Consider the following 26,376-nt stretch of genomic DNA (forward strand, 5'->3'; position numbering starts at 1 on the left):
ATGAAGCGGAGGACCGGAAGGCGAATCGCCCGGCGCGGCGCGTGGCGGCTTGTCGCCGCACTGGCATGTCTCGCGGCGGCGGAGGATCTCGCGGCGCAGGTGCCGGACACCGTGTCCCGGGATACGGTCTCCTTCCGGCTCCGCGAACTCCGCATCGAGGCGCTGCGGCCGGTCGCCAGCGTGTCGGGCGCGAGCGCGGTGCGCCTCAGTCTTCAGGCGCCGCGCGTGGCCGCCGTCCCCCTCCTCGAAGAGGCATTGCGCGAGATCCCGTTTCTGCAGGTGCGGGAGAACTCGCGCGGCGAGGCCCAGCCGACGCTCCGAGGGACCGAGTCGCGGCAGCTCTCCGTGCTTGTCGACGGAGTGCCGCTGACGCTCGGCTGGGACGCGCGCACGGATCTTTCGCTCATTCCGGTCGACGCGGCACGCGAGATCCAGCTCTTCCGGGGCATCTCCTCGGTTCTCCACGGTCCGAACGTTCTTGGCGGCGTAGTCTCGATCGAGATCGGACACGGGAGCGTGGACGCGGACCGGCGGCTCAACGGGATGCAGGGCGGCATGGACGCGACCGGCGCGGCGTTCGGCGGGGTGCGCCTCGGCCGCACGTGGAGTTCGGGGGACGGCGGCGTGTCCGTGCAGGCGGGCGGCGCCTACCGGACGCGCGACGGCGTACCTCTTCCCGGCGGCGTCGTACAGCCGGCCACGCCCGACCCGAACCGGCGTCTGAACAGCGATCTCGATCACGCGAGCGCGTTCTTCACGGGGCGGGTCGAATCCGAAGGGGGGGCGTGGGTCTCCATGTCCACGTTCGGGTATCGCGCGGAGAAAGGGATTCCGCCGGAACTCCACGTGATGAATCCGCGGCGGTGGAGGATGCCGGAGGCGAAACGGGCCGTAGGCACGGTCTCGGCCGGCACCGGGTGGGGTCGCACCCCCTTCGGTACGGGAGACTTCGAGGTCAGCATCGGAGTCGACGCGGGCGACGCGCAGATCGACGAATTCGAGACGCTGGCCTATGAGGACGTTACGGGGCAGGAGTTCGCGGACGACCGCACCCTCACCTTCCGCGGCCTGTCCGACCATGAACTCGGCGAGGGGGTCGTGCGGACGGCGCTTACGGTGGCCGAGACCCGCCACGTGGAGCGTATCGTGCCCGGCGGAGAGTCCACCTTTCGCCAGCGCCTGTTCAGTCTCGGCGGCGAGGTCGAGTTGCCGCTCGCGGGTCCCGGCGCGGGGTTCTGGTCGGGCGCCCGCGTCAGCCTGGGGGCGAGCTGGGACCGCGGCAGCACGCCGGAGACCGGCGGGCGCGAAGCGCGCGAAACGATCGACGACTGGGGCGCGCGCGTCGGGGGGTCCGCGCAGATCGGAAGGCGCGTTCGCTTCCACATGGGGGCGAGCCGCCGCGTCCGCTTCCCGTCGCTGCGGGAACTGTATTCCGGCGCGCTCGGCCGCTTCGTGCCCAACCACGAACTCGCGCCGGAGATCCTCCGCGCGGCGGAGGGCGGCGTCACCGGGACAGTGGACGCGTTCGGGGCGGAGGTCGAGGCGCAGGCCGTGCTCTTCGTCCAGAGTTTCTCGAATGCGATCGTGCGCACGGGGCTGGGGGACGGGAGGTTCCGCCGAGAGAACCGGCGCCGCGTGGACGCGGCGGGGATCGAACTTCTCGGCGACGCGCGGTGGGGTGGCGTCTCCGTGGGCGGCGACCTGACGTGGCAGAATGTGAACGTCACGGACAGACGGCTTCAGGGCCGCACGCTTCGTGCGGAGTACCAGCCCGGGATCGCCGTGGGAGCGCACGTCGAGGGCCCGCTGCCCGCGGGTTTCAGGGCGCGGGCCGCGGTGGAGGCGATCGGACGCCAGTACTGCGTCGATCCGGATCTCGACACCGACGTCGACCTCGACCCAACGGCCCGAGTCGACCTCGTTGTGAGTCGGGAGTTTGCGATCAGCGGACCCTTCCGGACCCTCCAGACCTCGCTGTCGCTGGACAACCTCGCGGACGCGACGGTATTCGATCAGTGCGGACTGCCGCAGCCCGGCCGTCTGCTGCGGCTCCAGTTCCGGCTCTTCTAGTGTCGACACCCGTGGCCGGGCCGAGACTCCGGGTCGCCTACAGCGCCGGGTACACGGTGCCGCTGCCGGAGGGCCACCGCTTCCCGATGGGGAAGTTCCTCGCGCTCCGACAGATCCTCGAACGCGACGGGATCATCGCGCCCGAGGACGTCGTCGAGCCGGAGGAGGCCGCGTGGGAGGACTTGGCGCTCGTGCATACGCCGGAGTACCTCGACAAGCTCCGGCACGGCACGCTCGGGCGCGCGGAGGAGCGACGCCTCGGGCTCCCGTGGTCGCCTGCGCTCGTCCGCCGCTCGCGACTCGCCGTCCGGGGCACGATCAATGCGGCGTGGATGGCGCTGGAAGATGGAGTGGCGGCGAACTTGGCCGGGGGGACGCACCATGCATTTCCGGATCACGGAGAAGGGTTCTGCGTCTTGAACGATGTGGGCGTCGCCGTCAGGGTGCTGCGCCGCGGCGGGTGGATTCGCCGCGCGCTCGTCGTGGATCTCGATGTCCACCAGGGGAACGGCACGGCCGCCGTGTTCGCCGACGACTCCGACACCTTCACCTTCTCCATGCACGGGGCGGGGAACTACCCTTTCCGGCCCACTCCGTCGGATCTCGATGTGGCCTTGCCCGACGGCACGGAAGATGAGGAATACGAGGAGGCGCTGCGCCGATGCCTTCCCGAGGCCGTGTCCCGATCGCGCCCCGACCTCGTCTTCTACCTCGGGGGCGTGGACGTTGTCGCCGGCGACCGTTTCGGGCGCCTCGCGCTCACGCGCGCCGGTCTGGAACGAAGGGATCGGTGGGTCATCGGCACGCTGCGCGGGGCGGGGCTGCCGCTCACGCTACTCCTGTCGGGCGGATATGCGGCCACGCCGCGACAGACGGCGAAACTGCACGCGATCGCGCACAGGACTGCCCGTGAAGTCGAAGGACGACGGCATGAGGATGACGGCATGAGGGCGACGGCATGAAGGCGGCGCGGCCCTCCCGCGGGACGCGGGCGGAGGAGGCGGTCGAGGCCGCAGGCGGGGCGGGGTACTTCGCCAGCGTGACCTTGCGTTTGCCGAGCATCGAGCCCGAAGCGGTGCTCGCTTCGCCGACGGTCGGCGTGCGCGGCTTCTGGCAGAGCGGCCCCCACTGGATTGCGCACGCGGGATCCGCCGCGGAGATCGACAGCCGGGAGGGGGTGCCGGGACCCCCTCGCCGAGGTCTCATCTCCTGGATGCGGGAGCGCGCGGAGAAACTGTTCTCGGAACCGTGGATCCTCGACCTGGATGGGGAGGCGCGGCGCCCCCGTATGCACGGCGGCTTCGCCTTCGACCCCGCGCGTCGTGCGGATCGGGAGCCCGGCTTCTGGGAGGCGTTTCCGAGTGCGCGTTTCGTGCTGCCCGCCTACGAAGTCGAGGCGGACGAACGTGGCGCGTGGTTGACGGTGACGCGCCGCTTCGCCACCGGCACCTCCGGAGATCAGGCCATCGATCGACTCCGCCGGCGCGCGACGCGTACGCGCGAACAACTGGCCAGGCTCGAGCGCCACGGGGCGACGCCGGGGCCCGTCCCGTCCGCGACCGCCATCGAGGAACTCGTGGACCGCCGGCAATGGCGGCACGCCGTCAACGAGATCCTCGACGAGATCCGGTCCAGTCGGGTTCGAAAGGTCGTGCTCGCGCGTTCCATCGACATCACGCTCGGACGACCGCCGGACTCCGCGGCCGTTCTCACCGCTCTGCGCACGGCGAATCCGCTCGCGCACCTCTACCTGATGCAGTTCGCGCGCGACCGCTTCCTCGTCGGCGCCGCCCCGGAGTTGATCGGTTCGCTACGCGGCCGGCGTTTTCGCACGATGGCTGTCGGGGGGTCGACGCCGCGCGGCGCGGATCCGGCATCGGACGCCTGGCTCGGCCGCCAGCTGATCGACAGCCACAAGAACCGGGAGGAACATCTCGTCGTGGTCGAGGACATCGTCGAGCGGCTGCGTCAGGAGGGTGTCCGGATCGGAGCGATCCCGGAGCCGGCCCTCCTGCGCCTGCCACGGATCCAGCACCTGCGCACGGATCTGGAGGCGGAGACCCGGCCCGGGACGCACATCCTGTCGCTCGTGGAAAAACTCCATCCCACCGCAGCCGTGTGCGGTGATCCACGCGACGACGCGCTCGAAATGATCCGCGCGCGCGAGACGGAGGGTCGCGGCTGGTACGCGGGTCCCGTCGGGTGGTTCGACGAAGAAGGGAACGGGGAGTTCGCCCCCGCGTTGCGCGGCGGGGTAGCCAGGGGCCCGCTGTTTCGCCTCTACGCCGCCGCGGGCCTCGTGCGCAGCTCCCGGGCTCAGGCGGAATGGGACGAGACCCGGGTGAAGCTGCAGACGATGCTCGCGGCGCTCGGTGTCGCGCGGATGCGGTGAGCCGGACGCCGGCCGCGCCCAATCGGAACGCACTGTGGGCGCGGGCGCTCGTCGACGGGCTCGCCCGCCGCGGCGCGTCGCACGCCTGCATCGGTTCCGGATCCCGCTCGGCCCCCCTCGTGGAAGCGCTGGCCGCGGACGACCGGTTCACCCTTCACCCGCATGTGGACGAACGCAGCGCCGCCTTCTTCGCCCTGGGCGTGGGCGCGGCGAGCGGACGGCCGGCTGCGGTCGTCACGACGTCCGGCACCGCGGCGGCCAATCTCTTTCCGGCGGCTGTGGAGGCGAGCCAGAGCGAAATCCCCTTTCTCGCGCTGACGGCGGACCGTCCGGCGGCGCTGAGGGGCACGGATGCGAACCAGACGATCGACCAGCGGAACCTGTTCGGCCGCTACGCCCGGCGATCCATCGACCTCGCGCTCCCGGAGCCGACCGTGGAGGGGCTCGCCCGCCTGGGCGCCGCGGTGGAAGCGGCGTGGCGCGCGGCGCTGGGGCCTCCCGCGGGACCGGCGCATCTGAACGTTCAGTTCGAGAAGCCGCTCGAGCCGGTTCACCTGCCGGGCGACGTGCCCCCGGGCCTGGAGCCGCGTCTCCCCGGCCCCGCGACGTCCGGCGACGCGCCCGGGGCCCTGCCGCCGGACGCCGGGGGCGAACTCGCCGCGCCGCTGCAGGGCGCGCGGCGCCCGCTCATCGTGTGCGGCCCCAACCAGCGGTCCGGGATTGGCCGCGCCGCGCTGGCGCTGGCGGCCCGGATGCGCGCTCCGCTCGTCGCCGACCCGCTCTCCGGCGCCCGTTTCGGCTCCGGCGCGGCGCGCTGGACGATGAGCAGCGCCGATCTCTCGCTCCGTGCCGACGAAGTTGTCACGGCGCTGCGCCCGGATCTGGTCGTTCGCGTCGGACGCGCGCCGACCTCCGCGGCGGTCTGCCGCTACCTGGAGCGGCACGCGGACGCGCACCAGTTCGTTCTCGACGCGGCGCACCGCTGGCGGGATCATCTGGCCACGAGCGCGCGCCCGCTGACCGGGGATCCCGTCGCGACCCTCGAGCGCGCGGCAGCGACCGGCTCCGGAGTGGCGGAAGAGGCCTGGGCCGAGCGCTGGCGGGCAATGGACCGCGCGGCGCGTCTCGCGGTCGAACCGTCGCTGGCGGAGACGTGGTTCGAGGGCGCCATCGCCGACGCGATGGCGCGAAGCCTCCCGGAAGGGACGCCCTGGTTTATCGGCAATTCGATGCCGATTCGCGACGTGGACGCCTTCGCGCGGGCGACGGATCGACCGTTGCGCCCCCTCGGCCTTCGGGGCGCGAGCGGGATCGATGGCAACGTGAGCGCGGCGCTCGGCGCAGCGGCCGCCTCGGGACGGCCCGCGGCCGCGCTCATCGGCGACCTCACGCTGCTCCACGATGTGGGCGCCCTGCTCGTGGACCGCCCGCCCGGCATCTCGCTCCATCTCGTCGTCATCCAGAACCGCGGCGGCGGCATCTTCCACATGCTGCCGATCCGGGAGCACGATCCGCCCTTCACCCCCTATGTCGTCATGCCCCAGTCCGTCGATCTGGGCGCAGTTGCCGCCGCCGCCGGAATCCCGCACCGTCTCGTCTCGTCGACCGCCGAACTGCGGGAGGCAATGGAGCCGCCGGGCCCGGAATCGGAGGGCCGGGGCGTCCGCCTCACGGAGGCGCGCGTCGAGCGTGAACACAACTGGCAGCAGCGCGCCGCCGCGATCGAAAGCGCGAAGGAGGCGGCGCGCCGCGAGATCTGAGGGAGAACCCGCGATGGCAGAGACCTTCTCGCCCCCGGAAAGCGGCGTCGACTGGGAGTCGGCCGGAGAATACGGGGACATCACCTATCACAAGAGCGACGGGATCGCCCGCATCGCCTTCAACCGGCCCGAGGTGCGCAACGCGTTCCGGCCCGACACGCTGTTCGAGATGTACGAGGCGTTTCAGGACGCGAGAGATGACGAGCGGATCGGCGTCGTCCTCCTCACCGGGAACGGTCCTTCGAGGGACGGGAAGTGGGCCTTCTGCTCCGGCGGCGACCAGCGGGTGCGCGGGACGGCCGGATACGTGGGGAAGGACGGGGTCGCGCGCCTCAACGTCCTCGAACTCCAGCGCCTCATCCGCTCGATGCCGAAGCCGGTCATCGCGCTCGTCGCCGGGTACGCGATCGGCGGCGGGCATGTGCTGCACGTCGTGTGCGACCTCACGATCGCGGCGGACAACGCGGTGTTCGGGCAGACGGGGCCGAAGGTGGGGAGCTTCGACGGCGGGTTCGGTTCCTCGTACCTGGCGCGGTCGGTGGGACAGAAGAAGGCGCGGGAGATCTGGTACCTGTGCCGGCAGTACGGAGCGGACGAGGCCGAGCGGATGGGGCTCGTGAACAAGGTCGTGCCGCTGGCGCAAATGGAGGCGGAGGGGGTCGACTGGGCGCGCGAGATCCTCGGGAAGAGTCCGCTCGCGATCCGGTGCCTGAAGGCGGCGATGAACGCGGACTGCGATGGACAGGCCGGGCTCCAGGAACTCGCGGGCCATGCGACGATGCTCTTCTACATGACGGAGGAGGGCCAGGAAGGGAAGAACGCTTTTCTCGAGAAGCGCCCGCCGAACTTCAGACAGTACCCTTGGCGTCCGTAACGCCCGGCAGCGCGGGCGCGTGGATCGCCGGCGCGCGCCTGCGCACGCTGCCGGCCGCGGCAGGGCCGGTGCTCGCGGGCGGCGGGTTGGCGTGGAAGGACGGCGGTTTCGCCGTCGCCCCATTTCTGGCGGCGCTCGGCGCCGCGCTGCTGATTCAGATCGGCACGAACTTCGCGAACGACTATTCCGATTTCGCGCGCGGGGCGGACACGGCCGACCGGCTCGGCACGCCGCGGGTGACGCAGGCCGGTCTCCTGACCGCGGCCGCCGTCCGGCGCGGGGCGGCGGTCTCGTTCGCGCTCGCCGTCGCGGTCGGCGTCTATCTGGCGATCGTGGGCGGATGGCCGATCGTGTGGATCGGCGTGGGCTCGATCCTGCTGGCGGTCTGCTACACGGGTGGGCCGTGGCCGTACGGCTATCACGGGCTGGGCGATCTCGCCGTGCTGATCCTGTTCGGTCCCATCGCGGTGGCCGGCACGCATTACGTGCAACTCTCCCGCTGGGCGCCCGAGGCGCTGCTCGCGGGACTCGGCGCGGGCGCGCTCGCCACGGCGATCCTGGTCGTGAACAACCTGCGCGACATCACGACCGACGCGGCGGCGGGAAAGCGCACTCTCGCGGTGCGGATCGGGCCGTCCGCGACGCGGGTCCAGTACTCTCTTCTCGTCGCGGTCGCAGCGGTCGTGCCGCCCGTCGGCGTCCTGGCGGGATGGTGGCCGGCGGGGACACTTCTGGCGTCGGGCGCAACGCTGTTCGCGGCCGCTCCGCTGCGGGTCGTGTGGACGTACGAGGACCCGCGGACGCTGAACGCCGCCCTCGCGGCCACGGCCCGCACGACCGGAGCCTGGGGGCTTCTGTTCGCGGTCGGCTGTCTGTGGTGAACGACCCCGCCACGCCCGCCTCCGCGTCGTCCTTCGCGCTCGTGTCGGGCGACCGCGCGTGGTCCGCGGCCGAGATCCGCGCCGCGGGCGACGCGGTGGCCGCGATCCTGGAGGAAGAGGGCGTGGGGGCGGGGGCCGTCGTCGCTCACCAATTCCCGCTGGATCCGGCGGGCGCGGCCGCCCTCGCCGCCGTGGCGCCGGAGGCCGCACCGGGGAGCGCCCCGGTGCTCGCGCCCGCCCACGCGGGATGGACGCCGCACGAGCGGGACGCTTTCGTCGCGGCCCTCCAGCCAGCCGCCGCCCTCACCGGGAGAGGAGCGGCGTGGCCGACGTCCGGGTGGAGGTCACGGGCGCTCACCGTCCCCGGGATCGGAGAGATCGCCCTGCACCTGCGGGATGCCGCGGGAGCGCATCCCGGCACTCCCGCGACGGCTCGGGCACGAGACGGCCTCCCTGGAATCGGCGCCATCCTTCCCACATCCGGAACCGAAGGCCTGCCCCGCTTCGTCGCGCACGAATGGCGGTCGCTGCGCGCGAACGCCGTCGCTTCGAACGAGCGCCTCGGGTTCGGCGCGGGCGACCGGTGGCTCGCGACGCTCGCCTGGGCGCACGTCGGGGGGCTCGCCGTGCCGCTGAGGGCCGCGGCCGCGGGCGCCACGGTCGCGCTGGCGGGGCCGCGGTTCGACGCCGCCTCCGTCGCCCGGGCGCTCGGCGAACTCGCCGTGACGCACGTTTCGCTCGTGCCGGCCATGCTGCACGGGCTGCTGGCCGTCGGCGCCCGGCCGCCGGGCTCTCTGCGCGCCGTCCTGCTGGGCGGCGCGGCGACCCCGCCGGACCTGGCGGAGCGGGCTCTTTCCGCCGGGTGGCCGATCGCGCTCACGTACGGATTGACCGAGGCGGGGTCGCAGGTCACCACGGCCACGCCGGCGGAGGTGCGCGCCGGCGACCGGTCGGCCGGCGTCCCGCTGACCGGCGTCGAAGTGCGGATCCGCCCGCCCGGCGATGCCGCCGCGGGGGGGGACGGCGCGCCGACCCCGGGGCACATCGAGGTGCGCGGCGACACGCTGTTCCGGGGATACGTCGGAGAGCCCGCGCGGCCCCCCGGCGCCTGGTTCGCGACCGGCGATCTCGGCCGTCTCGACGAGCGGGGTCGCCTCGAGGTGACCGGGCGCCTGCGCGACCGGATCGTGAGCGGCGGCGCGAATGTCGACCCCGCCCACGTGGAGGCGGTGCTCAACGCCCACCCGGAGGTCGGCGAAGCCGCGGTCATCGGCATGCCGGATGGCCGGTGGGGGCAGGTTGTGGTCGCCGTGATCGCCGGGGAGGATCCCGATCTCCCCGCCCGTCTCGATCCGTGGTGCCGCGAGCGGCTGTCGGGTCCGCGCGTGCCCCGCCGCTGGGAGATGCTGGACCGTCTCCCCCGGACGGCGACCGGCAAGGTGGACCGCGCTCGACTGAGGGCTAATTTGAGAGGCGGATGATGGGACGACAAAACACGGCACTCGCCTGCCAGAAGCGTCGGTTCGCACTCGACGAAGGCGCACATTTTCTCAACTGCGCATACCTCGGACCCCTCCCGCGCCCGGTCGCGGAGGCGGGGATGGAGGGAATTCGCCGCAAGTGCTCGCCCACGCCCTTCCCGAGCGAAGCTTTCTTCACGGACTGCGATCGTGCGAGAGAGCGCTTCGGGCGCCTCATCAACGCCCCGCCGGAGCGGATCGCGCTCGCGCCTTCCGCGTCCTACGGCATCGAAGTCGCGGCCCGGAATCTCCCGCTCAAACCGGGACAGAACATCGTCGTCCTCGGCGCACAGTTCCCGAGCAACGTCTACGCGTGGCGGCGCCGCGCGGCGGCCCGCGGCTGCGAAATCCGAACGGTGGACCGCCCCGGGCCGCCCCCGTCCGCCGCGCTGTGGAACGAGCGGCTGCTGGAGGCGATCGGGCCGGACACCGCCGTCGTCGCTCTCCCGCACTGCCACTGGACGGACGGCACGCGGATCGACATCGAGGCGGCGGGGGAGCGGGCGCGCGAAGTCGGCGCCGCGCTCGTCATCGACGGCTCGCAGTCCATCGGCGCCGTCCCGTTCGACGTGGAGCATTTTCAGCCCGACGCGTTGATCACCGTCGGGTACAAGTGGCTCCTAGGGCCCTATTCGACCGCCTTCGGGTACTACGGTCCCCGTTTCGACGACGGCACGCCGCTCGAGGAAACGTGGATCTCGCGCCGCGGCTCCGAGGATTTTCAGGGTCTCGTCGACTATACCGACGAATACAGGGAAGGGGCCGCCCGATACGACGTCGGCCAGACATCCAACTTCATCCTCGTGCCGATGCTCATCGAGGCGCTCGACCTGATCCTCGACTGGGACCCCGCCCGCATCCTCGACTATTGCCGCGCCCTGCTGTCCGGCCTCGCGGATGAACTGCGCGTCCGCGGCTGGGCGATCGAGGACGACGAGTGGCGCACGGGAAACATCCTCGGCGTCCGCCTGCCCGCAGGCTGCGATCTCGCCGAGGTGGACGCCCGCCTCGCCGAGGCCCGCGTCTACGCCTCCCTGCGCGGCGATGCCCTGCGCGTCTCGCCGAACGTCTACAACGAGCCGCGCGACATCGACGCCCTCCGACAGGTGCTTGCGATCTACGGCTAGTGTGGCAGCAGCCTCAGCCCGGGTGTCGCGGGAGGCCGCGCACGACTTCCAGCCTGTCGCCTTCCGATCGCAACGACGTCGGGAGCGTACCGGGCAGGTCGCGGGCGATGCTGCGGACGCGGCGGGCGAGGCGGTCGATGATCAACGCGGCGCGATCCCCGCGATCCCGGCCCACCGAGGTCGATCCCTCGGGGCCGCTCAGCGTAAGGAGATCCAGCTCCTCTCCCCAGGTGGGGTCGAAGGGGATCGCGAATGCGAACGCGCGGCTCTCGTCATCGATCCCGTGCGCGACCGGAGTCGGGGCAAAGCCGAGCGAGAACAGGATCCGCCCCGCCGCGTCGCGGCCCGACAGCCGATAGGGGCCCGGCCGCGACGGAAGCTGCGCGGATGTCGCGCGGACGAAGGCGGGTTCCAGCCGAAGTTCGCCATCGTCGACGCCGCCCCAAAGCAGGAGCATATCGGCCCGCCCGGTTCCGCGATCCGCCGCGTACGCGGACGCCGAAACCCCGGTACCGCCGGCGCCCGCGAGGCGGAACTCCAACATTTTCGTGAAACTGTAGTCGCTGATCCACTGCGGATAGCAATAGGACATCAGGTCCCGGTATCCCTCCGGACTGAACAGATGCCCGAGGCCCGTCCCGTCCCCGCCATCGTCTCCGAAATCGTGTCCCCACACGCCGATATGGCCGTCGGGCCAGGGATAGTCGGGATCCACCGTCCCGGGGTCGGTGACGGGCTCGTCACAGGGCGTATGCGGGCGCCCGAGGTTGTGCCCCAGCTCGTGCGCGAACACGAGGCGGAGACGGCCCGTCCTCTGCAACAGGCCGTCCGGTCCGTGTGAGCCCGTGAGGGAGCTCCGCCCACCCAGCATCCCGAGACCGTCGATCCAGTACGCGTCGGGGTGCCGCGAGAGAGGCTTCGGGACTCCGAAAATCCCGCTGTAATGCTCCTGGGGGTCCTCCGCTTCCATCGTCCGGAGCAGTTCGATCTCCCGGATGAGGCCGATGACCCCCGCTTCCGAGGTGTCCGCCCAGGTGTGGTAGGGTTCGCGAAGCGTCAGGTGCAGGTCGCCGATCGGCAGAACCGTGCGGGCGTAACGCAGCACGCTCCGGGAGGCGTCCGAGCCCGCCCCCGTGGCCGCCGCAGCGAGTTCGCCCGCGAACGCCGCCACGCGCGGATTCACGTCCCGGTTTTCCTCCGAATGGTACTGCACGGGAACGAGTGTCACGCGCAGCGGGGGCATCTGCCGAACGTCGACGTCGTGCCGACCCTCTTCGGGGAACCGGGACCGGCTCGACGAGGTCAGGGGGAGGGCGCCGTCCGGATCGAGTTCCACGACCATGCGCACGCCCGGCTGCAGTGCGTGGCCCGGTATGACGGCGTTGAAGGACCGTTCGAGCCGGCTCTCGTCCACCGTGAGCGGGATTCCTCCGCCGGGAGGGTCGAGCTCCGTCCGGTACGCCTCCACTCCGTCGTGGAAGAAGGTCGCGGTGGCTCCCGGCCGGAAGCCGTTGACTTCATCGGCGGTCGCGAAGACGCGCAGGAGGGCACGCCGGTTCGCCACCAGCGGTACGCGGCCCTCCCGGTCCTGGGCGGCCTGCGTGAGATATGCGGACGGCACGGACAGCGTAACCGACGCGGGGTTGGACACGACGAGCGGGTCGCCCGCGACGAGATCGAAACCATCGCAACGATTCTCGCAGGCCTCCGTGAGCGCCTCGTCCGTGCCGACGGTCACGGAGATCGGGGAATCGGCGGCGTTGCCGGGAGTCAGCGTCACGGCGGCGCTCGCCGTCGTGCCCGCCCGCACGAGGACCGAGTCGACAGAGAGCGTCCCCCCCTGGGCGAAGACGGGGAGCCGGACGTCGAAGGGCGCGCCCTCCAGTATCCGGGCCTCGATCCTGGCCGGGCCCGGAGCCGTCGGGTCCTCGTGGTCCGTTCGGACAAGCCGCACGGGGAAGGCGAAGGCGGTCTCGTTCCCGCCCAGCGTCAGCCGCTCCAGGCTCCGGAGGCCCGTCAGCGCGCCCGGGGGCAGGGCGCGCAGTTCGTTGTCCTGCAGAAACAGCTCCCGCAGGCCGGCGAGGTCGCCGAAGACGCCCGCCGGAAGCGCCTGCAGCCGATTGTCGACCAGGGAAAGCCACTCGAGCCTGCGGAGGCCCGCGAACACGCCCGGCGGCAGGTCAGTGATCAGGTTTCCCGCGAGATTAAGCACCTCCAGACTGGAGAGGTCGGAGAAGGCCCCGGGGGGAAGGGCTCCGAGCCGGTAGTCCTGGAGCGAGAGCCATTCCAGGCCGGAGAGGGCGCTCAGGTCCGCCGGGCGGAGTCCGCCGAGGACGGCTCCGGTTCCCGCCTCGAGGCCGGGCTCCCGCGGCCTGACCCGGAGAGAGCGGAGTTCGGCCAGTGCCTGGCCGTCGGGGGCGCTGCAGTCGTCCGCCCGAAGCCCGCGCACGATCGCGTCGCGCACGGCGGCCGTCCGGTCGCACACGCCCTCCCGAATGACCACCACGGCGCTGGATGGAGGGGCGAGCACGAAGCCGCTCCCGGTGGCGGGCCGCTCAAGGGAAAGAGTGAGGACTTCGCGGGGCGGCTCGATCTCAGCGTCGTCGGCGATGCGGATCTCGATGACGGCGCCGCTCGCTCCCGCGGGGACTTCGATCTCGCCCTCGCCCGCGTGCAGCACGTCCGCCGAATCCGCGTCATCCGTCAGCCGCGCATCATCCACGCCCAGCGAATAGCGCACGGTCAGCGGCGATCCCGCGGCCTCGTCGAGCACGACTTCGACCCGCGCGCTGCCGCCCTCCCGCGCCTGGGCGACGCCGAGGGAGAGCGCGACGCCGGCTCCGACCGTCGCCTCGAAGCGCTGCGCGGCCGAGAGCCCGCCGCCATCGCGGGCCGTCACCTCCACGGTCGCGGATCCCGGTCCGACCCCTTCCAGCGTGATCCGATCTCCGGCCACCGCCACGCGGGCCACACCGGCATCGAGTGATCTGGCGGCGAACGTCAGCGCATCGCCGTCCGGGTCCCGGAACCAGGCGGCCGCGTCGATGACCGCCGGATGCCCGAGCCGTACATCGAGGTCGGGAAGGGCATCCACGGCGACCGGACTCCGGTTCTCTCGGGGCTCAGGCGGCGTGACCTCCGTTCCGCACGCGCCCAGCCACACGGCGGCGCCCGCGAGTGCGACCGCGGCGGCGCGGGTTCCGAACCGGGGCCGGCGACGAGCCACGGGTCGCTAACCGCCCGTAGACGCAGACTCCGGCTGGCGGGCGGGCCCTTCCTGGCGCCGGACCATCACCGCCCCGCCGCTCTCGCCCCGGGCGGTGAACCCCATGAGATGGAGGAGCCCGATCACCCACCGGCTGCGGGCCCAGCGCGCCACGACGACGGCATCGCTCCGCTCGGGATGCGGCCGTACGCCCGGAAGCCAAGTGGCCGTGCGATCCGCACCGGCCGTTCGCAGAAGCCGGGACACCGTCAGCCACTCGGCAGCGCGCTGCCGCACGATGAAGAAACCGTCGTCGCCTTGTCGCTGGTAGAGCGGGAGGAAGACGCGGCCTGCAAACGCCGTCCGCACCGGTCCGGTCCGGTCCGCGCCGAGTTCCTGCCCCGCCTCGACCACGTCGAAGTTCCTGAACCCCGGATGCATCCGGAATTCGTCCTCCTCCGAGACAACGTGGCGATAGCGGACATCCAGCACTCTCGGCAAGCCTTCTGCGCGGCGAGCGAGGCGCGCCCTCAGGTCGCCCGGGCCCGGCGCGCTTCCTTCCTCGATCAGTCCGAGGGTCTCAAGCAGGATCCACACGGCCTCCTCGTGCACTTCGATGGACGACGCGGCCTCGTGCTGCCCCGCTTCGATGCCGATGTTGGCCCAGCCCAGGCGGTCGAAGTAGTGGAGCATGGCGCCATCGATCTGCTCTTCCAGTCCCAGAACCACCGGGACCGGAAGGCGAAGTGCGAGTGCCCGGTTCTGAAGCGTGTCTCCAAGCGTCGTGAAAGGCGCGCTTTCCGATGATGTGGTATGAAGGTCAAGGACGTGGATGGGCCCGCGCGCGCGCCGGTCTTCCGCGCGGAAGGCGGCCAGAAGATCCCGCTGCTCCGCCAACTCGGCGCTCCCCACGATCGGTCCCCCGTCGCCCTCCGGCGCCGACTCCCCGGACCGTAGCGACTCCAGTACCGCGTCCACGCGCTCGCGTTGCCACACGCGGTTGAGATCCTCGTCGATGAACCGCGTGCCTGCTCTGCGCGCCTGAAGGTTGCCACGGAGTCCGACCAGGTCCCCGCGCATCCGAAACCGGTTCGACGAAAGCACGTCCAATACCCGTTCCAGCGCTGCGATACCCGCCGGTTCGTTTCCGTGCAGCGAGGCGATACAGATGACGAGCGGACCAGGCTCGGCACCCCGGTACGCGCCGATCCGACGCTCGGGAGTTCGCCGCTCTCGCGACGCCCTCGAGGACATCGTGTGGTTCACGCCGGCGGTCGGTGCAGCGTTTCCGCCTTCGCCGCGAACACGAAATCACTCTCCGTGAGTCCGTCGATCTTGTGCGTCCAGATCCGGACGACGACCCGCCCCCAGGCGAGGAACAGGTCCGGGTGATGGTTCTGCTCCTCGGCCATCCCCCCCACGCGATTCACGAAGTCGAGCGCCGTCACGAAGTCCGGGAAGCGGTACTCCTTCTCGAGGTGATGGCCGTCCACGACCCGCCAGTCGGCCCCGAGTTCTTCCGCGAGCGCGTCGAGGGCCCCTCCCTCCAGGGGAGGAACCCCGCCTCGACAGGGGATGCACTGCTGCTGCGCGAGCGGTATCGACATCGGATCATCTCCGTGGCTGCCGTTCGTCTCTGTCCTCAGGGCGCGTCTGCAACCGCCTGCAGGAGTTCCTCGTAGTCCGGCTCCACGCCCGCGTCCTCCGACACCCACGCGTACGCCACCTTGCCGTCCGTTCCGATCACGAACGCCGACCGCTTCGCGACGCCCCGGAACCCGTGAAACTCCTCGTACAGCACGCCCCAGTCACGCGAAACCGTGCGGTTGAAATCGGAGAGGATGGGGAAGGGGATGCTCTCCTCGGCCCGAAAACGGGACGTGACGAACGGGCTGTCGACGGAGATCGCGAACACAGCGGCGTCGAGCGACGCGTAGGCGTTCCACTCATCCCGGAGCCGGCACATCTCGGCCGTGCAGACCGAGGTGAAGGCGAGGGGGAAGAAGAGGAGCACGATCCGGTCGCGGCCGAGGTGGTCCCCCAGATCGATCGTTCCTCCGGCTTCGTACGGCAGCGTGAACGGCTCCACGCGGTCGCCGACCGAGATCTTCGCGTTGGAAGTCATGTCAGAATGCGCCTCCTCCACCTCCGCCGAAGCCGCCGCCCGAGAATCCGCTGCCCCCCGAGATCCCGCCGCCCGAGAAGCTCGATCCCTGGGCGCTGCGCGGCGCGGACTGCATCACGCTGTGCGTCTCCGCGGACATGCTGTTCAGGTTCGAGACCAGGATGTGAGAGTTGAACGTCGAAAGAGCGTGCCCATGATACCAGTCCGGGGGTTCGCGATACAGGTCCCCGAAGGCTCGGGCCCACTGCGTCGCGACGCCCAGCGCCATGGCGTACGGAAGACACTTCTCGAACATCTCCGGACCCGTGATCTTCCGCTTGTAGCGGTCGGATTCGACACGCGTGAGGAATTCCTCGAACCCCTTCACCTGCCGCAGCAGTTCCGTCCCCCTCTTCGTGCGCGCCGGCATGAAGAGTCCGAAAACCACGATGACGAACGCGGATGCGATGGCCGCCCCGAGCACGGCCCCCATCGCCAGCGGGAGCACGGCCTGTGCGAGCAGCCCGCCGAAGAAGATCACGATGCCGACCAGAAACCCCAGACCCACGTATTTCCCGGCGACGATGGTCGGCGATTCCGTGTACACGCCGTGCTCGATGAGCGTCGCCAGCAACGTCGACTTCAGTTCCGGGAGGTCCTTGTAGAAACGGTCCTTGAGGTCCGAAAGCCGGCGCCTCCTCCGCCCCCCGAACACCGCCCGCAGGAGCGCGCTTTCGTGCGGGGCCAAGCGGTCGCCCGGGTTGTCGCGTCGCTCGAAGAGGTAGTCCGTTCCCGTCACGAGCCCCAGCAGGTGGTTCTCCTCGCGTTCCTCGATCGTCAGGTGCCCCCGGACGGCGAGGTCGATCAGCGTCGCCGTGATGTCGCGCAGGTCCGCCCGGTTGTCGACGATCACGCCGACCTCGGCGGGCGTCAGATCGCCAGGCGGCTCGTAGCGGGGCTCGATCGACCCGATCTCGGGGTCGCGCCCCCGCTCGTTCCAGCGCCGGTACATGAAGGCGAGCACGAAGAAGGGCAGGAAGAGCGGCCAGTTGTCGGACAGGTACATGCCGGCGCGGTCGATCGCCGTGGGCCGCCGCACGACGCCGGCATTCCATCCGACCCCGATCGTCAGGCCCTCCCGGAAGCCGAGCGGCCGGTCGGTTCGCACGTCGACCCGGCTGCCCGTGACGTCGACCGTCGCGTCCCGGCCCGTGGCGCCGTAGCCCCCGGTGAAGGCGTGGGCGCGCACGCCCCCGACGGCTTGCGGAAGCCTCACGGTCGCGCTCGCCGTCTCGATCGGGACCGGCCATTCGGTCCCCGTCACGTTCCAGTACAGTTCATCGTACGCATCGACGATGCCGTCTTCGCCCTCATCCACCTCGAAGAAGCGGAGCCCGTTCGTTACGCCGTAGGAGAGTCGGACCGTACGCACCGTGTCGACCGCGCCGGGCACCCAGATCTTCGTGTTCAGGTAGTCCCCATCGCGCTCCGTCTCGTAGCGCAGCGGATTCCCGTCCGCGTCCGTCACCGCTTCCACGGAAGGGCGCAGCTTGTAGCGGAACCCGTTGATACGGTACTCGACGGGAATCGTCCGCTGGATGCCGTTGTAGCTTCCGTTGAACCGGGGCCGGATCGTTTCGGTCACCTCGATGGCCCCGCTCTCCAGCACCCGGAGGTCGGCGTGGAAGTCCTCGATGCGCCAGGAGCGCTCCTGCGCCGCCGCCGCGGACGAGAGGGCGCCGACCAGGACGCCCGCCAGCATGGCGGCCACGAACGCCGCACCTGCGGCTCGTCGCGGACGCGGGGGATTCACGAGAACGCCACCCGCGGTCCCTCGCGCTGCCGCTCGTCGTCGAGCGAGAAGAACTCCCGGCGTGTGTGGCCGAAGAGCCCCGCGAGCAGATTTGTCGGAAAGACTTGCGTCTTCGTGTTGTAATCCCGCACGACGGCGTTGTAGTAGCGTCGTGCGTTCTGCACCGCCTCCTCGATCTCATCGAGGGAGCGCTGAAAGTCCGTGAACGCCTCGACCGCCCGCAGCTGGGGATAGGCCTCCGAGAGCGCGAAGAGCCTCCCGAGCGCCCTCGCGAGAGCGCCCTCCGCCGCACCCGCTTCGGCGGGCCCCATGGCGCCCATGGCCCGGTTCCTCGCTTCGACCACGGCCTCGAGCGTCTCGCGTTCGTGGCCCGCGGAGGCCTTCACCGTCTCCACGAGGTTGGGGATGAGGTCCCACCGGCGCTTGAGCTGGACGTCGATGTCCGCCCAGGCGCCGTTCACGCGTACGCGCAGCCGCACGAGACCGTTGTACATCCCGGCGATGATGAAAGCGGCCACCGCGAGCACGAGCAGGAACCACAACATGGCTGGCCTCTGTTTCCCCTATTCTCCACGCCCAAGTCGGAGGATGATCTCGAACTCCTCCTCCGTCACCGGCATGACCGAGAGTCGCATGCCGCGTTTCATGACGTTGATACCCTCGAGGCCGGCCGTTTCCTTCATCATCTGTCGGGTCACCGGCGTCCCGAAGGTCTCCAGGTAGCGAAAATCGGGGCACCACCAGCGGGGATCCTCACGGCTCGACTTCGGGTCGAAGTAATGGCCGTCGGGGTCGAACTGCGACGAGTCCGGGTGCGCCGGACCCGCGACTTCCGCCACCCCGTACACGCCGAGCACCGGGGTGTTGGAGTGGTAGATGAGGACCTTCTCTCCCGGATTCATCCGGTCGCGCATGAAGTTCCGGACCTGGTAGTTCCGCACGCCGTCCCATTCCGTCTCGCCGTCCCGGGCAAAGTCGTCGATGGAGTACACGTGAGGCTCGGTCTTGGCCAGCCAGTACCCGGTGATTTCAACCGGCATGTCACGCCTTTCACGCTTGTTTCGTCTCGCCTCCCGGCGGTGCGCGGACCTTCCGCGCGGATGGGCCGAATCTACCGCTGCGGCCGCGCATGGTGAACCCCGCGCCCCGGCGCTCCCGCTCGCAGCCCGTGACGAACCCCCGCCTCAGCGCCGAGGGCGGCGCGACGCTAGTTTGCCTCATCCGGCACGGGCGGGCTGCCGGACTGCCGGATGACGCCGCACGGAGAACGCATGAAGATCCCGCTGTATCAGCTCGACGCCTTCTCGGACCGGCCCTTCGAGGGCAATCCGGCCGCCGTCTGTCCACTCGAGGCGTGGCTCGATGACGACGTCATGCAGAAGATCGCGGCGGAGAACAACCTCTCGGAGACCGCGTTCTTCGTTCGCGACGGCGAGAGCGAGGGGGGCGGGTTCGGGCTCCGCTGGTTCACGCCCGTTTCCGAGGTCGACCTGTGCGGACATGCGACGCTGGCCTCCGCCTGGGTCATTCTCGAGAAGCTGGCGCCGGGCCGCGAACGTGTGCGCTTCGAGACGCGAAGCGGCGAGCTCATCGTGGAGCGGGGCGAGGGAGATCTCCTCGTGATGGACTTTCCGGCGCGTCCGGCGGTGCCGCGCGAAGCCCCCCGCGCCCTCGTGGAGGGACTGGGAGCGGAACCCGCGGATGTTCTGGCCTCGGACCGGGACTATCTCGTCCTCCTCGATGCCGAGGACGATGTCCGGAAGTTGAAGCCGGATTTCACCCGGCTGCGTGGACTGGATCGCCTCGGGATCATCGTGACCGCGCCGGGAGTGAGTGCGGACTTCGTGTCCCGCTTCTTTGCGCCCAGCGTCGGCGTGCCGGAAGATCCGGTCACGGGGTCCGCGCACTGCACGCTGGCGCCCTACTGGGCCGAGCGGCTGGGTCGGGGCGACGCGCCGCTCGAAGCGCGGCAGATCAGCGCCCGCGGCGGTACCCTTGTCTGTCGCCACCTCGGGGACCGCGTGACGATCGCCGGCCGCGCGGCGCTCTATCTTTCCGGCGAGATCACGCTGTGACGGATCACAGCGTGCGGCCGTCTACCGTACAGCGGATGACAGCGGGCGCCGGGCCGGGCGACCGGCCGGACGCCGCGGAGACGCGGGAGGGAACAGGACAGATGATGCGTACACGGATGCGGAGCCGGAACGTGCTCGGGGCCGGACTCGCCACGCTGGTGACGCTGGGGGCGCTCGCGCCCGTGGACGTCGCGGCGCAAGTCCCAGGCGGACACCTCCCCGGCCAACCGTCCCGGGAGCCGGCCTCAGGCGGGAACGGTGCGCAGTGGGATCTGGGCGCCACCTTCTCCGTGATGGCGCCGCAGGGACAGTTCAGTTCGTTCGTCGACGACGGGTTCGGCGCGGCGTTGACCGCTCTGCTCGGCTTCAAGGACTCCCCCGCCTTCCGGGTCCGGTTCGATGCCGGCTACGTGAATTACGGGTCGGAGACGGTGGGCTTCCCCCTATTCGCGGCGACGGATCGGATCCTGACCGATATCGTCACGCGCAACAACGTGGGCTATCTGGGACTCGGCCCCGAGATCCGGCTTCCGTACGGCCCCGTCCAGCCCTACGTGAACGGCTTCGCGGGGCTTGGCTATTTCTTCACGGTCAGCAGCGTCGAGCGCGGCTGGGAGCTCTACGAATCGCCCGACTACGGGACGACGGTGAACTTCGACGACGTGCGCGCCGCGTACGGCTTCGGCGGCGGGCTCGCGATCCCGATCAACCGGTCCGCCAAGCCGGGAGTGCTGAGGCTGGAAGCCCAATACCGGAGGCACGGTCGCACGGAGTATCTCGTGCCCGGAAGCATCGTAGAGGACGGCTTCGGCGGGAGTTCGTTCTCCCCCATCGCCTCCGATGTCGACTTCCTGCTCTTCCAGGTGGGGCTGACGTTCAGAGTCTGAGCCTGACGGGCACCGGCGGCTGACGCGACCTGGCCCGGGCCGCTACGGTTGGCGGCGCTCCAGGCGGGAGACGGAGCCGGTGAGGTTCACGACGTAGAGTTCCCCGGCGCCGTCGACGCCGAAGGAGGACACCGCCCCGAGGCTTCCCGCGTTCCAGCGTCTCTCGTCCGTCGCCCGGCCGCCGTCGAGGCGGAAGCTCCGCAGAAAGCCGGTGCAGAAATCCGAGTAGAAATAGTGCCCCGCAATCTCGGGGAGCTGTGAGCCGCGGTACACGTATCCTCCGGTCACCGAGCAGACGTTGCCATCGTGGACGTACTCGACGATGGGCAGCGTGAGACCCGACATGTCGCACTCGGAACTCTGGAAACAGGCGGATCCCTCCATCGTATTCCAACCGTAGTTGACGCCCGCTTCGCCCGCCGGCACCGTGTTGATCTCCTCGCGTTCGTTCTGGCCCACGTCCGCCACGTAAAGGACATCGCCCGGGAAGTCGAAGGTCGAGCGCCACGGATTCCGGACACCGATGGCCCAGATCTCGCCGCGCGCGCCCTCTTCTCCGGCGAAGGGGTTGTCGTCCGGGATCGCGTACGGGTCGCCCCCGTCCACGTCGATGCGAAGGATCGACCCGTGCAGCGTCTCCGGATTCTGCCCGTTGCCGAACGGATCGCCCGCCCCACCCTCGTCGCCCAGGAAGATGTACAGCATCCCGTCAGGCCCGAACTGCAGCATCCCGCCGTTGTGGTTCCGGCGACGCTGGGTGAGCGCGAGGATCCGCTTCGCGGAACCCGGATCCAGGCGGTCGGGGTCGCCCGAGACGGTGTAGCGCTCGACGACGGTGTCGTCTCCCGTATCGGTGTAGTAGACGAAGACCTGGCCGTTGTCCCCGTACCGGGGGTGGAAGGCCATCGTGAGGAGGCCGCCCTCGGGGGCCGTGCCCACGCGGCCCGAGAGGTCGAGGAAGGGATCCCCGAGGAGTTCGCCGTCCGCGTTCGCGATGCGGATGCGGCCCGTCTGCTCGACGACGAAGAGTCTCGAATCGCCCGGCGGGGCGGCGAGGAACACCGGCTGGGAGAGTCCGGTCAGCACTTCGTTCGCCGTCAGTTCGAAAGCGACGGGTTCCGGCGCCGGGGGAGGCGGCGGTGGCGGAGTCGGGGTGGGGCCCGTGCCATCCGAGCATCCCCAGCCCGCCACCCCCACCAGGAGCGCGAGCGCCGGCGCCGTCAGCGGCCCGGTGGCCACTGACGGCGGGCGGCCCGAGCGTCTCAGGGGACCAGTTCCGGCCGGCGGTACCTGAGGAAGAACACGCCCTCCTTGCCGCTCGACACGACGATCGTCCCGCTTGCGAAGAACGGGTAGTTCGACCACGAGCCGTCGAACGTGACGGACTCGTCCCACGGCACCGTGTCGAAGAATCCGACCTCGCGCGGGTTCTCGCGGTCGCTGATGTCGAGCACGCGCAGCCCGCTCACGTAGTTCGACTGGTACATGAGGTCGCCCACGATGTAGAGGTTGTGGTCGATCGTGAACGTCTCCCCGAAGTGTTCCTTCACGAGGATCGGATCGTCCAGGTCCGAGACATCCCAGATGAGCGTGCGGCTCGCCTCCATGTCGGGTTCCGTCCCGGTCTGCTGCGCCTGGCCCACCGAAGTCATCTCGTCGAGTTCGTCGTTCTGGTAGAAATAGCGGTGGTCCTCGGTGAGCCAACCCTGGTGCGTGTAGGCGACCGCCGGGTAATCGGCGGTCGAGAGCGTGACGGGGTTGTCCCGGTCCGTCACGTCCGCGATCACGACCGCCGTCTCGTTGGCCTTGAGGCAGATTTCCTTCCCCACGTGTTCGTCGTCCGGGCCGTGATAGTTCACGCACTGCGCGTCGTGCGTGTAGCCGCTTTGCCCTCGTCCGGTGCCCGCCTCCGCGTGGCAGCCCAGGAAGGTCGGCGCCTTCGGATCGCTGATGTCGATCATGTGGAGCCCACCGCCGCACGTCTCACCGCCGCCGCTCGAACCGACGGCGTACGCGGTCGCGGTCTCCTCGTTGATGACCACGTTGTGAGCGCTCGCGATTCCCTCGTACACCGTGTCGGGATCGAACTCGACCGGGCTCCCTCCGGCATCCCGAAGCCGCGTGAGGTCGAACACCTGCATCCCGTGCGCGCCTGCGTTGTCCGCCACCACGAAGGCGTGGTTGGCGTAGACCTTGATGTCGCGCCACGACTGGGTCAGCGAACCCGGCGTCTTCGGCAGGTTGCCGAGATAGACGGGGGCCGCGGGGTCGGAGATGTCGATGAACGCCGTGCCGTCCGTGCGGCCGACGATCGCGTACTCGCGGCCCGTCTGCGCGTCGGTCCACCCCCATACGTCGTTCGTCTCGATGCCGCGGTCCGTGCCCCCGATCGCGTCGAGCGGAAGGAACGAGAGCACGTCCACCTGATCGCAGGTGAACTGGTCGGCCATCCCGTCCTCGCCGCAGCCCACCTCGGAGAGCGCCGTCAGGGGGCGTCGTTCCTCGGGAATGAAGATCTTCGCCGTTTCGGCCCACGTGCCGCCCTGGTTCTCGAACACGACGGCGGAACCGAGCGCCGCATCATCCCACGGCTGCCCAACGACCGCCATGTCGCCGGAGGCGGAGACCGAGAGGCCGAAGCCGTCTCCCGCATCCGTGCCGGCGCCGGCTCCGATGCGGGTGGCCGTCCCGAAGCCGCCGGTCGCGGCATTCCACGAGAAGGCGTAGATGGCGCCGAACTGGCCCGCGCCCGGCGCCGCGATCCAGAGTTCGTCGTCGTGCGCGGTGATCGAGGCGCCGAAGCCATCGCCGGGTGCCCGGTGGAATGCCGCCAGCGATCCCCTCCGCACCCAGTCTCCGGATGGGCGGCGCTCGTAGTAGAGGACCGTGCCCGTCCCGTCGTAGGCGCCGGGAAGTCCGAGCAGCGCGTGCGAGCCGCTGACACCGACCGCGACGGACGGAGCCCGGTTCACCACGATGGCCGCGCCGAGCTGGATATCGTCGCCCTCATGGCCGAGCCGGGCCTCCTCCGCCCACGCCCCGCTCTCATCGCGGCCGAAGACGTAGGCGGCGCCGGGGTATTGCTGCCCGGCGATCGCCCCGACGATGATGCGCTCGCCATCGGTGTGGACCCCCCAGCCGAAGAACTCCAGTTCTGCGGCCGGATCCGAGGGCGTCAGGATACCGCTCTCGACCCACTCGCCATCGTCCGCGCGCTCGAACACCCAGGCCCCTCCCGTACCCTGGTAGCCGAGCGCCGTGACGACGAGCAGATCACCGCCGACCGATGCGAAACGGCCAAAGGAAACGCCGGGGGGTACGCTCTCCGGCCGCAGATAGCGCTCGAATTCCCAGCCGTCGCCGTTCCGCCGGAAGATCAGGACGCTGCCGTCGCTCTGGCCGTCCCCGTCCGGGTCGAGCGCCGTGGCGCCGACCAGCAGGCGGTCGCCGTCCGCCAGCACGAAGCGACCGAAGTAGTCCGCACCCCCGTGTTCCGGCGCGCGCAGCGTGCCCGTGCGCTCCCAGCCTTCGCCCGCCCGCTCGTACACGTAGAGGCTGCGGGGGGAGGCCGTCGACGGGTCCTGTGGATTCGCGGCAGGGTCGATCGCTTCGCTGACGATGATCGTTCCCTCGTGGAGCACCACCGTGCCACCGAATTCCTGGGCCTCCGCCGCCCCCGGCACGAGCAGGCCGCAGACGGCCGCGGCGAAGAGCGTGCGCGTTCTATTCATCAGGTACATCCTTTCCACGGGATTCAACGTCGTTCGAAGTAGTAGAGCCCGCCCCCGGCGGCGCCGACGACGAGATCGAGATCGCCGTCCCCGTCCAGGTCCCCGAACTCCGGCGTCGCGAACAGCGGCAGATCCTCCGCGGCGGGGAACCCGCCGTCGGCCTCGACGAAGTTCGGGGCCCGGGGACTCCCATCGTTCCGGAAGTAGCGGATCCCATCGGACTCGGTGCCGACGATGAGGTCGAGGTCGCCGTCCCCGTCGTGGTCGAGGAGCTTGGGGAAGCTACGCCGGCCGATGTCGATCTCCGCGTACTCGTCGCTCACGAATTCGAAGCTCGGCTCCGAGGCGGAGCCGACGTTCTCGTAGTAGTTCAGCGCCCCCGAGGATTCCCCGATCATGAGGTCGAGATCTCCATCGCCGTCGAGGTCGCCGAGCGCGGGCGTCGCGTTGCTCCCGCGCGTGATCTCGACGAACGCCGAGTCGACAAGCGTGAGGCGGGGCTCCGTGGCCGAGCCCTCGTTCCGCACGTAGCGGATCTCGTCGCGCCACGTGCCGAGCAGGAGGTCGAGGTCGCCGTCCGCGTCCAGATCGCCGAAGGCCGGTGCGTTGTGGTAGGCGCCCGGCAGCTCGAACTCGCCCGTCCGGCGGAAGACGGGCCGCGTCCCGCTCCCTTCGTTCTCGAACAGGAATACGCGCGAGTTCGACAGGTCTCCGGGGTCGATCTTGTTGCCGACCAGGAGGTCGAGGTCGCTGTCGCCGTCGAGGTCGACCAGTGAGGCCACGCTCTCGCTGCCCACATCGATCTGCGAGATGAAGCGGCGCGTGCGAAGCTCGAAGCTGCCGTCGGACTCCTGCGAGAAGAGCATGAGGTTGTCGGCGGTCGTCGTGTTCGCGTTGTACGCGCCGCCGAGTACGCCCATGAGCAGGTCGAGGTCGCCGTCGCCGTCGTAGTCGCCGAAGGTCGGGGCGTTGTAGCCGCTTGTCCGGATCGGGTCGTCGAGGGGGAAGGGACGCGGCTCCACACGGAGGTTCGGAGCCTCGCACGATCCGGCGTTCTCGATCAGGAGGAGCCCGGCCTCGAAGAAGTCTCCCCAGAACATGTCCGTGTCGCCGTCCGCGTCGTAGTCGGCCAGCGCCATCGTGTTCGCGCCATGGAGGGTGGGGAAGGGCCCGCCCGCGTCCGGGCCGTCGAAGGGCGGCACGCCGCCGGCCGCCGCCGGGTCGGCGACGATCTCGATGTCCTCGAAACGGTCCGTGATGTGCCGGAACGGCGAGGCGTTCGCGCCGATCGCACCGGTTGCCTCGTAGCGCGTGACCGTCCCCACGAGTCGGCCGATGAAGAGGTCGAGGCGGCCGTCGCAGTCGATGTCCGCCGCATTGGGAATGTTCTGGCGATCCGAGAAGATCGCCTCCCCGCGTGTGTCGCGAAGGGTGTCCGCGATGAGCTCGAAGACAGCCCCGCCGGCCGTGCCCGCGTTGCGATAGAGCTTCATGTAGCTGAAGGGGGACTCCGCGAGAAGGTCCCGGTCTCCGTCCGCGTCGACATCCACGAAGCGGAACCACTCTCCTACCTCGAGGTCCGAGTACGCAGCCGGACGCCAGGTATGGCGCCGTCCGTCCGGCGTGTCCTCGCGCTCGAAGAACAGCAGGCGGTCCGTCCTCTCCTGCACGAAGAGGTCGAGGTCGCCGTCTCCGTCGATGTCCACCCACTGCGGACGCGGGACGTTGAAGCCGCCGAGGAAGGGGATCTCATAGGCGTTTCCGGATTCATCGAATACCGGAAAGGGGGTCACGGAGCGCACGAAGCCGGTTTCGGTCGCCACCGTGGATTCCGGCGCCAACTCCCCCGGCCCTACGCCCCCCGAGGCGCATCCCGCCGCGAGGAGCGCGGCGGTCAGCGCTCCCGATGCGGCCCGCCGGCTCCGGGGCCCGGCCAT

General features: G+C 70.3%; 20 protein-coding genes. 10 read left to right on the forward strand and 10 right to left on the reverse strand.

Annotated elements, in window-relative coordinates; all coding sequences use genetic code 11:
* The 8 genes from RN901_RS05405 to RN901_RS05440 all read left to right on the forward strand — a co-directional run bounded on the left by RN901_RS05405 (position 1) and on the right by RN901_RS05440 (position 10,624).
* Positions 1-2,070, forward strand: coding sequence for a TonB-dependent receptor (locus RN901_RS05405; protein ID WP_310756736.1), 2,070 nt, complete (start codon positions 1-3; stop codon positions 2,068-2,070).
* Positions 2,071-2,081: 11 nt separating this feature from the next.
* Complete coding sequence (locus RN901_RS05410) at positions 2,082-3,032, forward strand: histone deacetylase (protein WP_310756738.1); 951 nt, start codon at positions 2,082-2,084, stop codon at positions 3,030-3,032.
* Positions 3,029-4,462 carry an isochorismate synthase gene (locus RN901_RS05415; protein ID WP_310756740.1) on the forward strand — a complete coding sequence of 478 codons (1,434 nt, stop codon included), beginning with the start codon at positions 3,029-3,031 and terminating at the stop codon, positions 4,460-4,462. The genes RN901_RS05410 and RN901_RS05415 overlap by 4 nt, the downstream gene beginning before the upstream one ends.
* Complete coding sequence (gene menD / locus RN901_RS05420) at positions 4,459-6,222, forward strand: 2-succinyl-5-enolpyruvyl-6-hydroxy-3-cyclohexene-1-carboxylic-acid synthase (protein ID WP_310756742.1); 1,764 nt, start codon at positions 4,459-4,461, stop codon at positions 6,220-6,222. The genes RN901_RS05415 and menD overlap by 4 nt, the downstream gene beginning before the upstream one ends.
* A gap of 13 nt (positions 6,223-6,235) precedes the next feature.
* Entirely contained in the window at positions 6,236-7,096 is an 861-nt protein-coding gene (gene menB, locus RN901_RS05425; protein WP_310756744.1) for a 1,4-dihydroxy-2-naphthoyl-CoA synthase, read from the forward strand.
* Positions 7,084-7,977: a 1,4-dihydroxy-2-naphthoate polyprenyltransferase gene (locus RN901_RS05430; protein WP_310756746.1), complete on the forward strand. Its 894-nt coding sequence runs from the start codon at positions 7,084-7,086 to the stop codon at positions 7,975-7,977. Before menB ends, RN901_RS05430 begins: the two co-directional genes overlap by 13 nt.
* Entirely contained in the window at positions 7,974-9,458 is a 1,485-nt protein-coding gene (locus RN901_RS05435) for an AMP-binding protein (RefSeq protein ID WP_310756748.1), read from the forward strand. Before RN901_RS05430 ends, RN901_RS05435 begins: the two co-directional genes overlap by 4 nt.
* A 119-nt stretch (positions 9,459-9,577) precedes the next feature.
* Entirely contained in the window at positions 9,578-10,624 is a 1,047-nt protein-coding gene (locus tag RN901_RS05440; RefSeq protein ID WP_310756750.1) for an aminotransferase class V-fold PLP-dependent enzyme, read from the forward strand.
* Positions 10,625-10,637: 13 nt separating this feature from the next.
* On the opposite strand, the gene RN901_RS05445 is transcribed toward RN901_RS05440, so the two are convergent.
* The 7 genes from RN901_RS05445 to RN901_RS05475 are packed head-to-tail and all read right to left on the reverse strand — an operon-like array spanning position 10,638 to position 18,786.
* Entirely contained in the window at positions 10,638-13,850 is a 3,213-nt protein-coding gene (locus tag RN901_RS05445) for a hypothetical protein (protein ID WP_310756752.1), read from the reverse strand.
* Between the two features lie 6 nt (positions 13,851-13,856).
* Complete coding sequence (locus RN901_RS05450) at positions 13,857-15,083, reverse strand: succinylglutamate desuccinylase/aspartoacylase family protein (RefSeq protein WP_310756754.1); 1,227 nt, start codon at positions 15,081-15,083, stop codon at positions 13,857-13,859.
* 8 nt (positions 15,084-15,091) lie between these two features.
* Positions 15,092-15,436: a 4a-hydroxytetrahydrobiopterin dehydratase gene (locus RN901_RS05455; protein ID WP_310756756.1), complete on the reverse strand. Its 345-nt coding sequence runs from the start codon at positions 15,434-15,436 to the stop codon at positions 15,092-15,094.
* Positions 15,437-15,471: 35 nt separating this feature from the next.
* Complete coding sequence (locus RN901_RS05460; RefSeq protein ID WP_310756758.1) at positions 15,472-15,954, reverse strand: redoxin domain-containing protein; 483 nt, start codon at positions 15,952-15,954, stop codon at positions 15,472-15,474.
* 1 nt (position 15,955) lies between these two features.
* Positions 15,956-17,746, reverse strand: coding sequence for a DUF2207 domain-containing protein (locus RN901_RS05465; protein WP_310756760.1), 1,791 nt, complete (start codon positions 17,744-17,746; stop codon positions 15,956-15,958).
* Complete coding sequence (locus RN901_RS05470; RefSeq protein WP_310756762.1) at positions 17,743-18,291, reverse strand: LemA family protein; 549 nt, start codon at positions 18,289-18,291, stop codon at positions 17,743-17,745. Before RN901_RS05470 ends, RN901_RS05465 begins: the two co-directional genes overlap by 4 nt.
* A gap of 18 nt (positions 18,292-18,309) precedes the next feature.
* Entirely contained in the window at positions 18,310-18,786 is a 477-nt protein-coding gene (locus tag RN901_RS05475; protein ID WP_310756763.1) for an EVE domain-containing protein, read from the reverse strand.
* A gap of 231 nt (positions 18,787-19,017) precedes the next feature.
* On the opposite strand from RN901_RS05475, the gene RN901_RS05480 reads away from it, so the two are divergent.
* Together RN901_RS05480 and RN901_RS05485 are read left to right on the forward strand one after the other, a co-directional pair.
* Positions 19,018-19,821, forward strand: a complete 804-nt coding sequence (locus tag RN901_RS05480; RefSeq protein WP_310756765.1) for a PhzF family phenazine biosynthesis protein — start codon at positions 19,018-19,020, stop codon at positions 19,819-19,821.
* Between the two features lie 101 nt (positions 19,822-19,922).
* Positions 19,923-20,708: a hypothetical protein gene (locus RN901_RS05485; RefSeq protein WP_310756767.1), complete on the forward strand. Its 786-nt coding sequence runs from the start codon at positions 19,923-19,925 to the stop codon at positions 20,706-20,708.
* 42 nt (positions 20,709-20,750) lie between these two features.
* Here RN901_RS05485 and RN901_RS05490 read toward each other — a convergent pair whose 3' ends face one another.
* From RN901_RS05490 to RN901_RS05500, 3 genes are read right to left on the reverse strand one after another with little or no spacing between them, the layout of a single operon-like run.
* Entirely contained in the window at positions 20,751-21,947 is a 1,197-nt protein-coding gene (locus RN901_RS05490; RefSeq protein WP_310756769.1) for a PQQ-dependent sugar dehydrogenase, read from the reverse strand.
* A 23-nt stretch (positions 21,948-21,970) separates the two neighbouring features.
* Positions 21,971-24,439: a choice-of-anchor B family protein gene (locus tag RN901_RS05495; protein WP_310756771.1), complete on the reverse strand. Its 2,469-nt coding sequence runs from the start codon at positions 24,437-24,439 to the stop codon at positions 21,971-21,973.
* A gap of 23 nt (positions 24,440-24,462) precedes the next feature.
* Positions 24,463-26,376, reverse strand: a complete 1,914-nt coding sequence (locus RN901_RS05500) for a VCBS repeat-containing protein (RefSeq protein ID WP_310756915.1) — start codon at positions 26,374-26,376, stop codon at positions 24,463-24,465.

Origin of the sequence: Candidatus Palauibacter soopunensis (genome assembly GCF_947581735.1) — a bacterium.
GTDB classification, from domain to species: domain Bacteria; phylum Gemmatimonadota; class Gemmatimonadetes; order Palauibacterales; family Palauibacteraceae; genus Palauibacter; species Palauibacter soopunensis.

Excerpts from the sequence above, each read along its gene's own strand:
- RN901_RS05500 (WP_310756915.1), bottom strand. The coding sequence starts at position 26,376 with ATGGCCGGGCCCCGGAGCCGGCGGGCCGCATCGGGAGCGCTGACCGCC.
- RN901_RS05480 (WP_310756765.1), top strand. The coding sequence starts at position 19,018 with ATGAAGATCCCGCTGTATCAGCTCGACGCCTTCTCGGACCGGCCCTTC.
- RN901_RS05440 (WP_310756750.1), top strand. The coding sequence starts at position 9,578 with ATGGAGGGAATTCGCCGCAAGTGCTCGCCCACGCCCTTCCCGAGCGAA.
- RN901_RS05415 (WP_310756740.1), top strand. The coding sequence starts at position 3,029 with ATGAAGGCGGCGCGGCCCTCCCGCGGGACGCGGGCGGAGGAGGCGGTC.
- menB (WP_310756744.1), top strand. The coding sequence starts at position 6,236 with ATGGCAGAGACCTTCTCGCCCCCGGAAAGCGGCGTCGACTGGGAGTCG.
- RN901_RS05495 (WP_310756771.1), bottom strand. The coding sequence starts at position 24,439 with ATGAATAGAACGCGCACGCTCTTCGCCGCGGCCGTCTGCGGCCTGCTC.
- RN901_RS05450 (WP_310756754.1), bottom strand. The coding sequence starts at position 15,083 with ATGTCCTCGAGGGCGTCGCGAGAGCGGCGAACTCCCGAGCGTCGGATC.
- RN901_RS05485 (WP_310756767.1), top strand. The coding sequence starts at position 19,923 with ATGATGCGTACACGGATGCGGAGCCGGAACGTGCTCGGGGCCGGACTC.
- RN901_RS05470 (WP_310756762.1), bottom strand. The coding sequence starts at position 18,291 with ATGTTGTGGTTCCTGCTCGTGCTCGCGGTGGCCGCTTTCATCATCGCC.
- RN901_RS05455 (WP_310756756.1), bottom strand. The coding sequence starts at position 15,436 with ATGTCGATACCGCTCGCGCAGCAGCAGTGCATCCCCTGTCGAGGCGGG.
- RN901_RS05460 (WP_310756758.1), bottom strand. The coding sequence starts at position 15,954 with ATGACTTCCAACGCGAAGATCTCGGTCGGCGACCGCGTGGAGCCGTTC.
- RN901_RS05475 (WP_310756763.1), bottom strand. The coding sequence starts at position 18,786 with ATGCCGGTTGAAATCACCGGGTACTGGCTGGCCAAGACCGAGCCTCAC.
- RN901_RS05405 (WP_310756736.1), top strand. The coding sequence starts at position 1 with ATGAAGCGGAGGACCGGAAGGCGAATCGCCCGGCGCGGCGCGTGGCGG.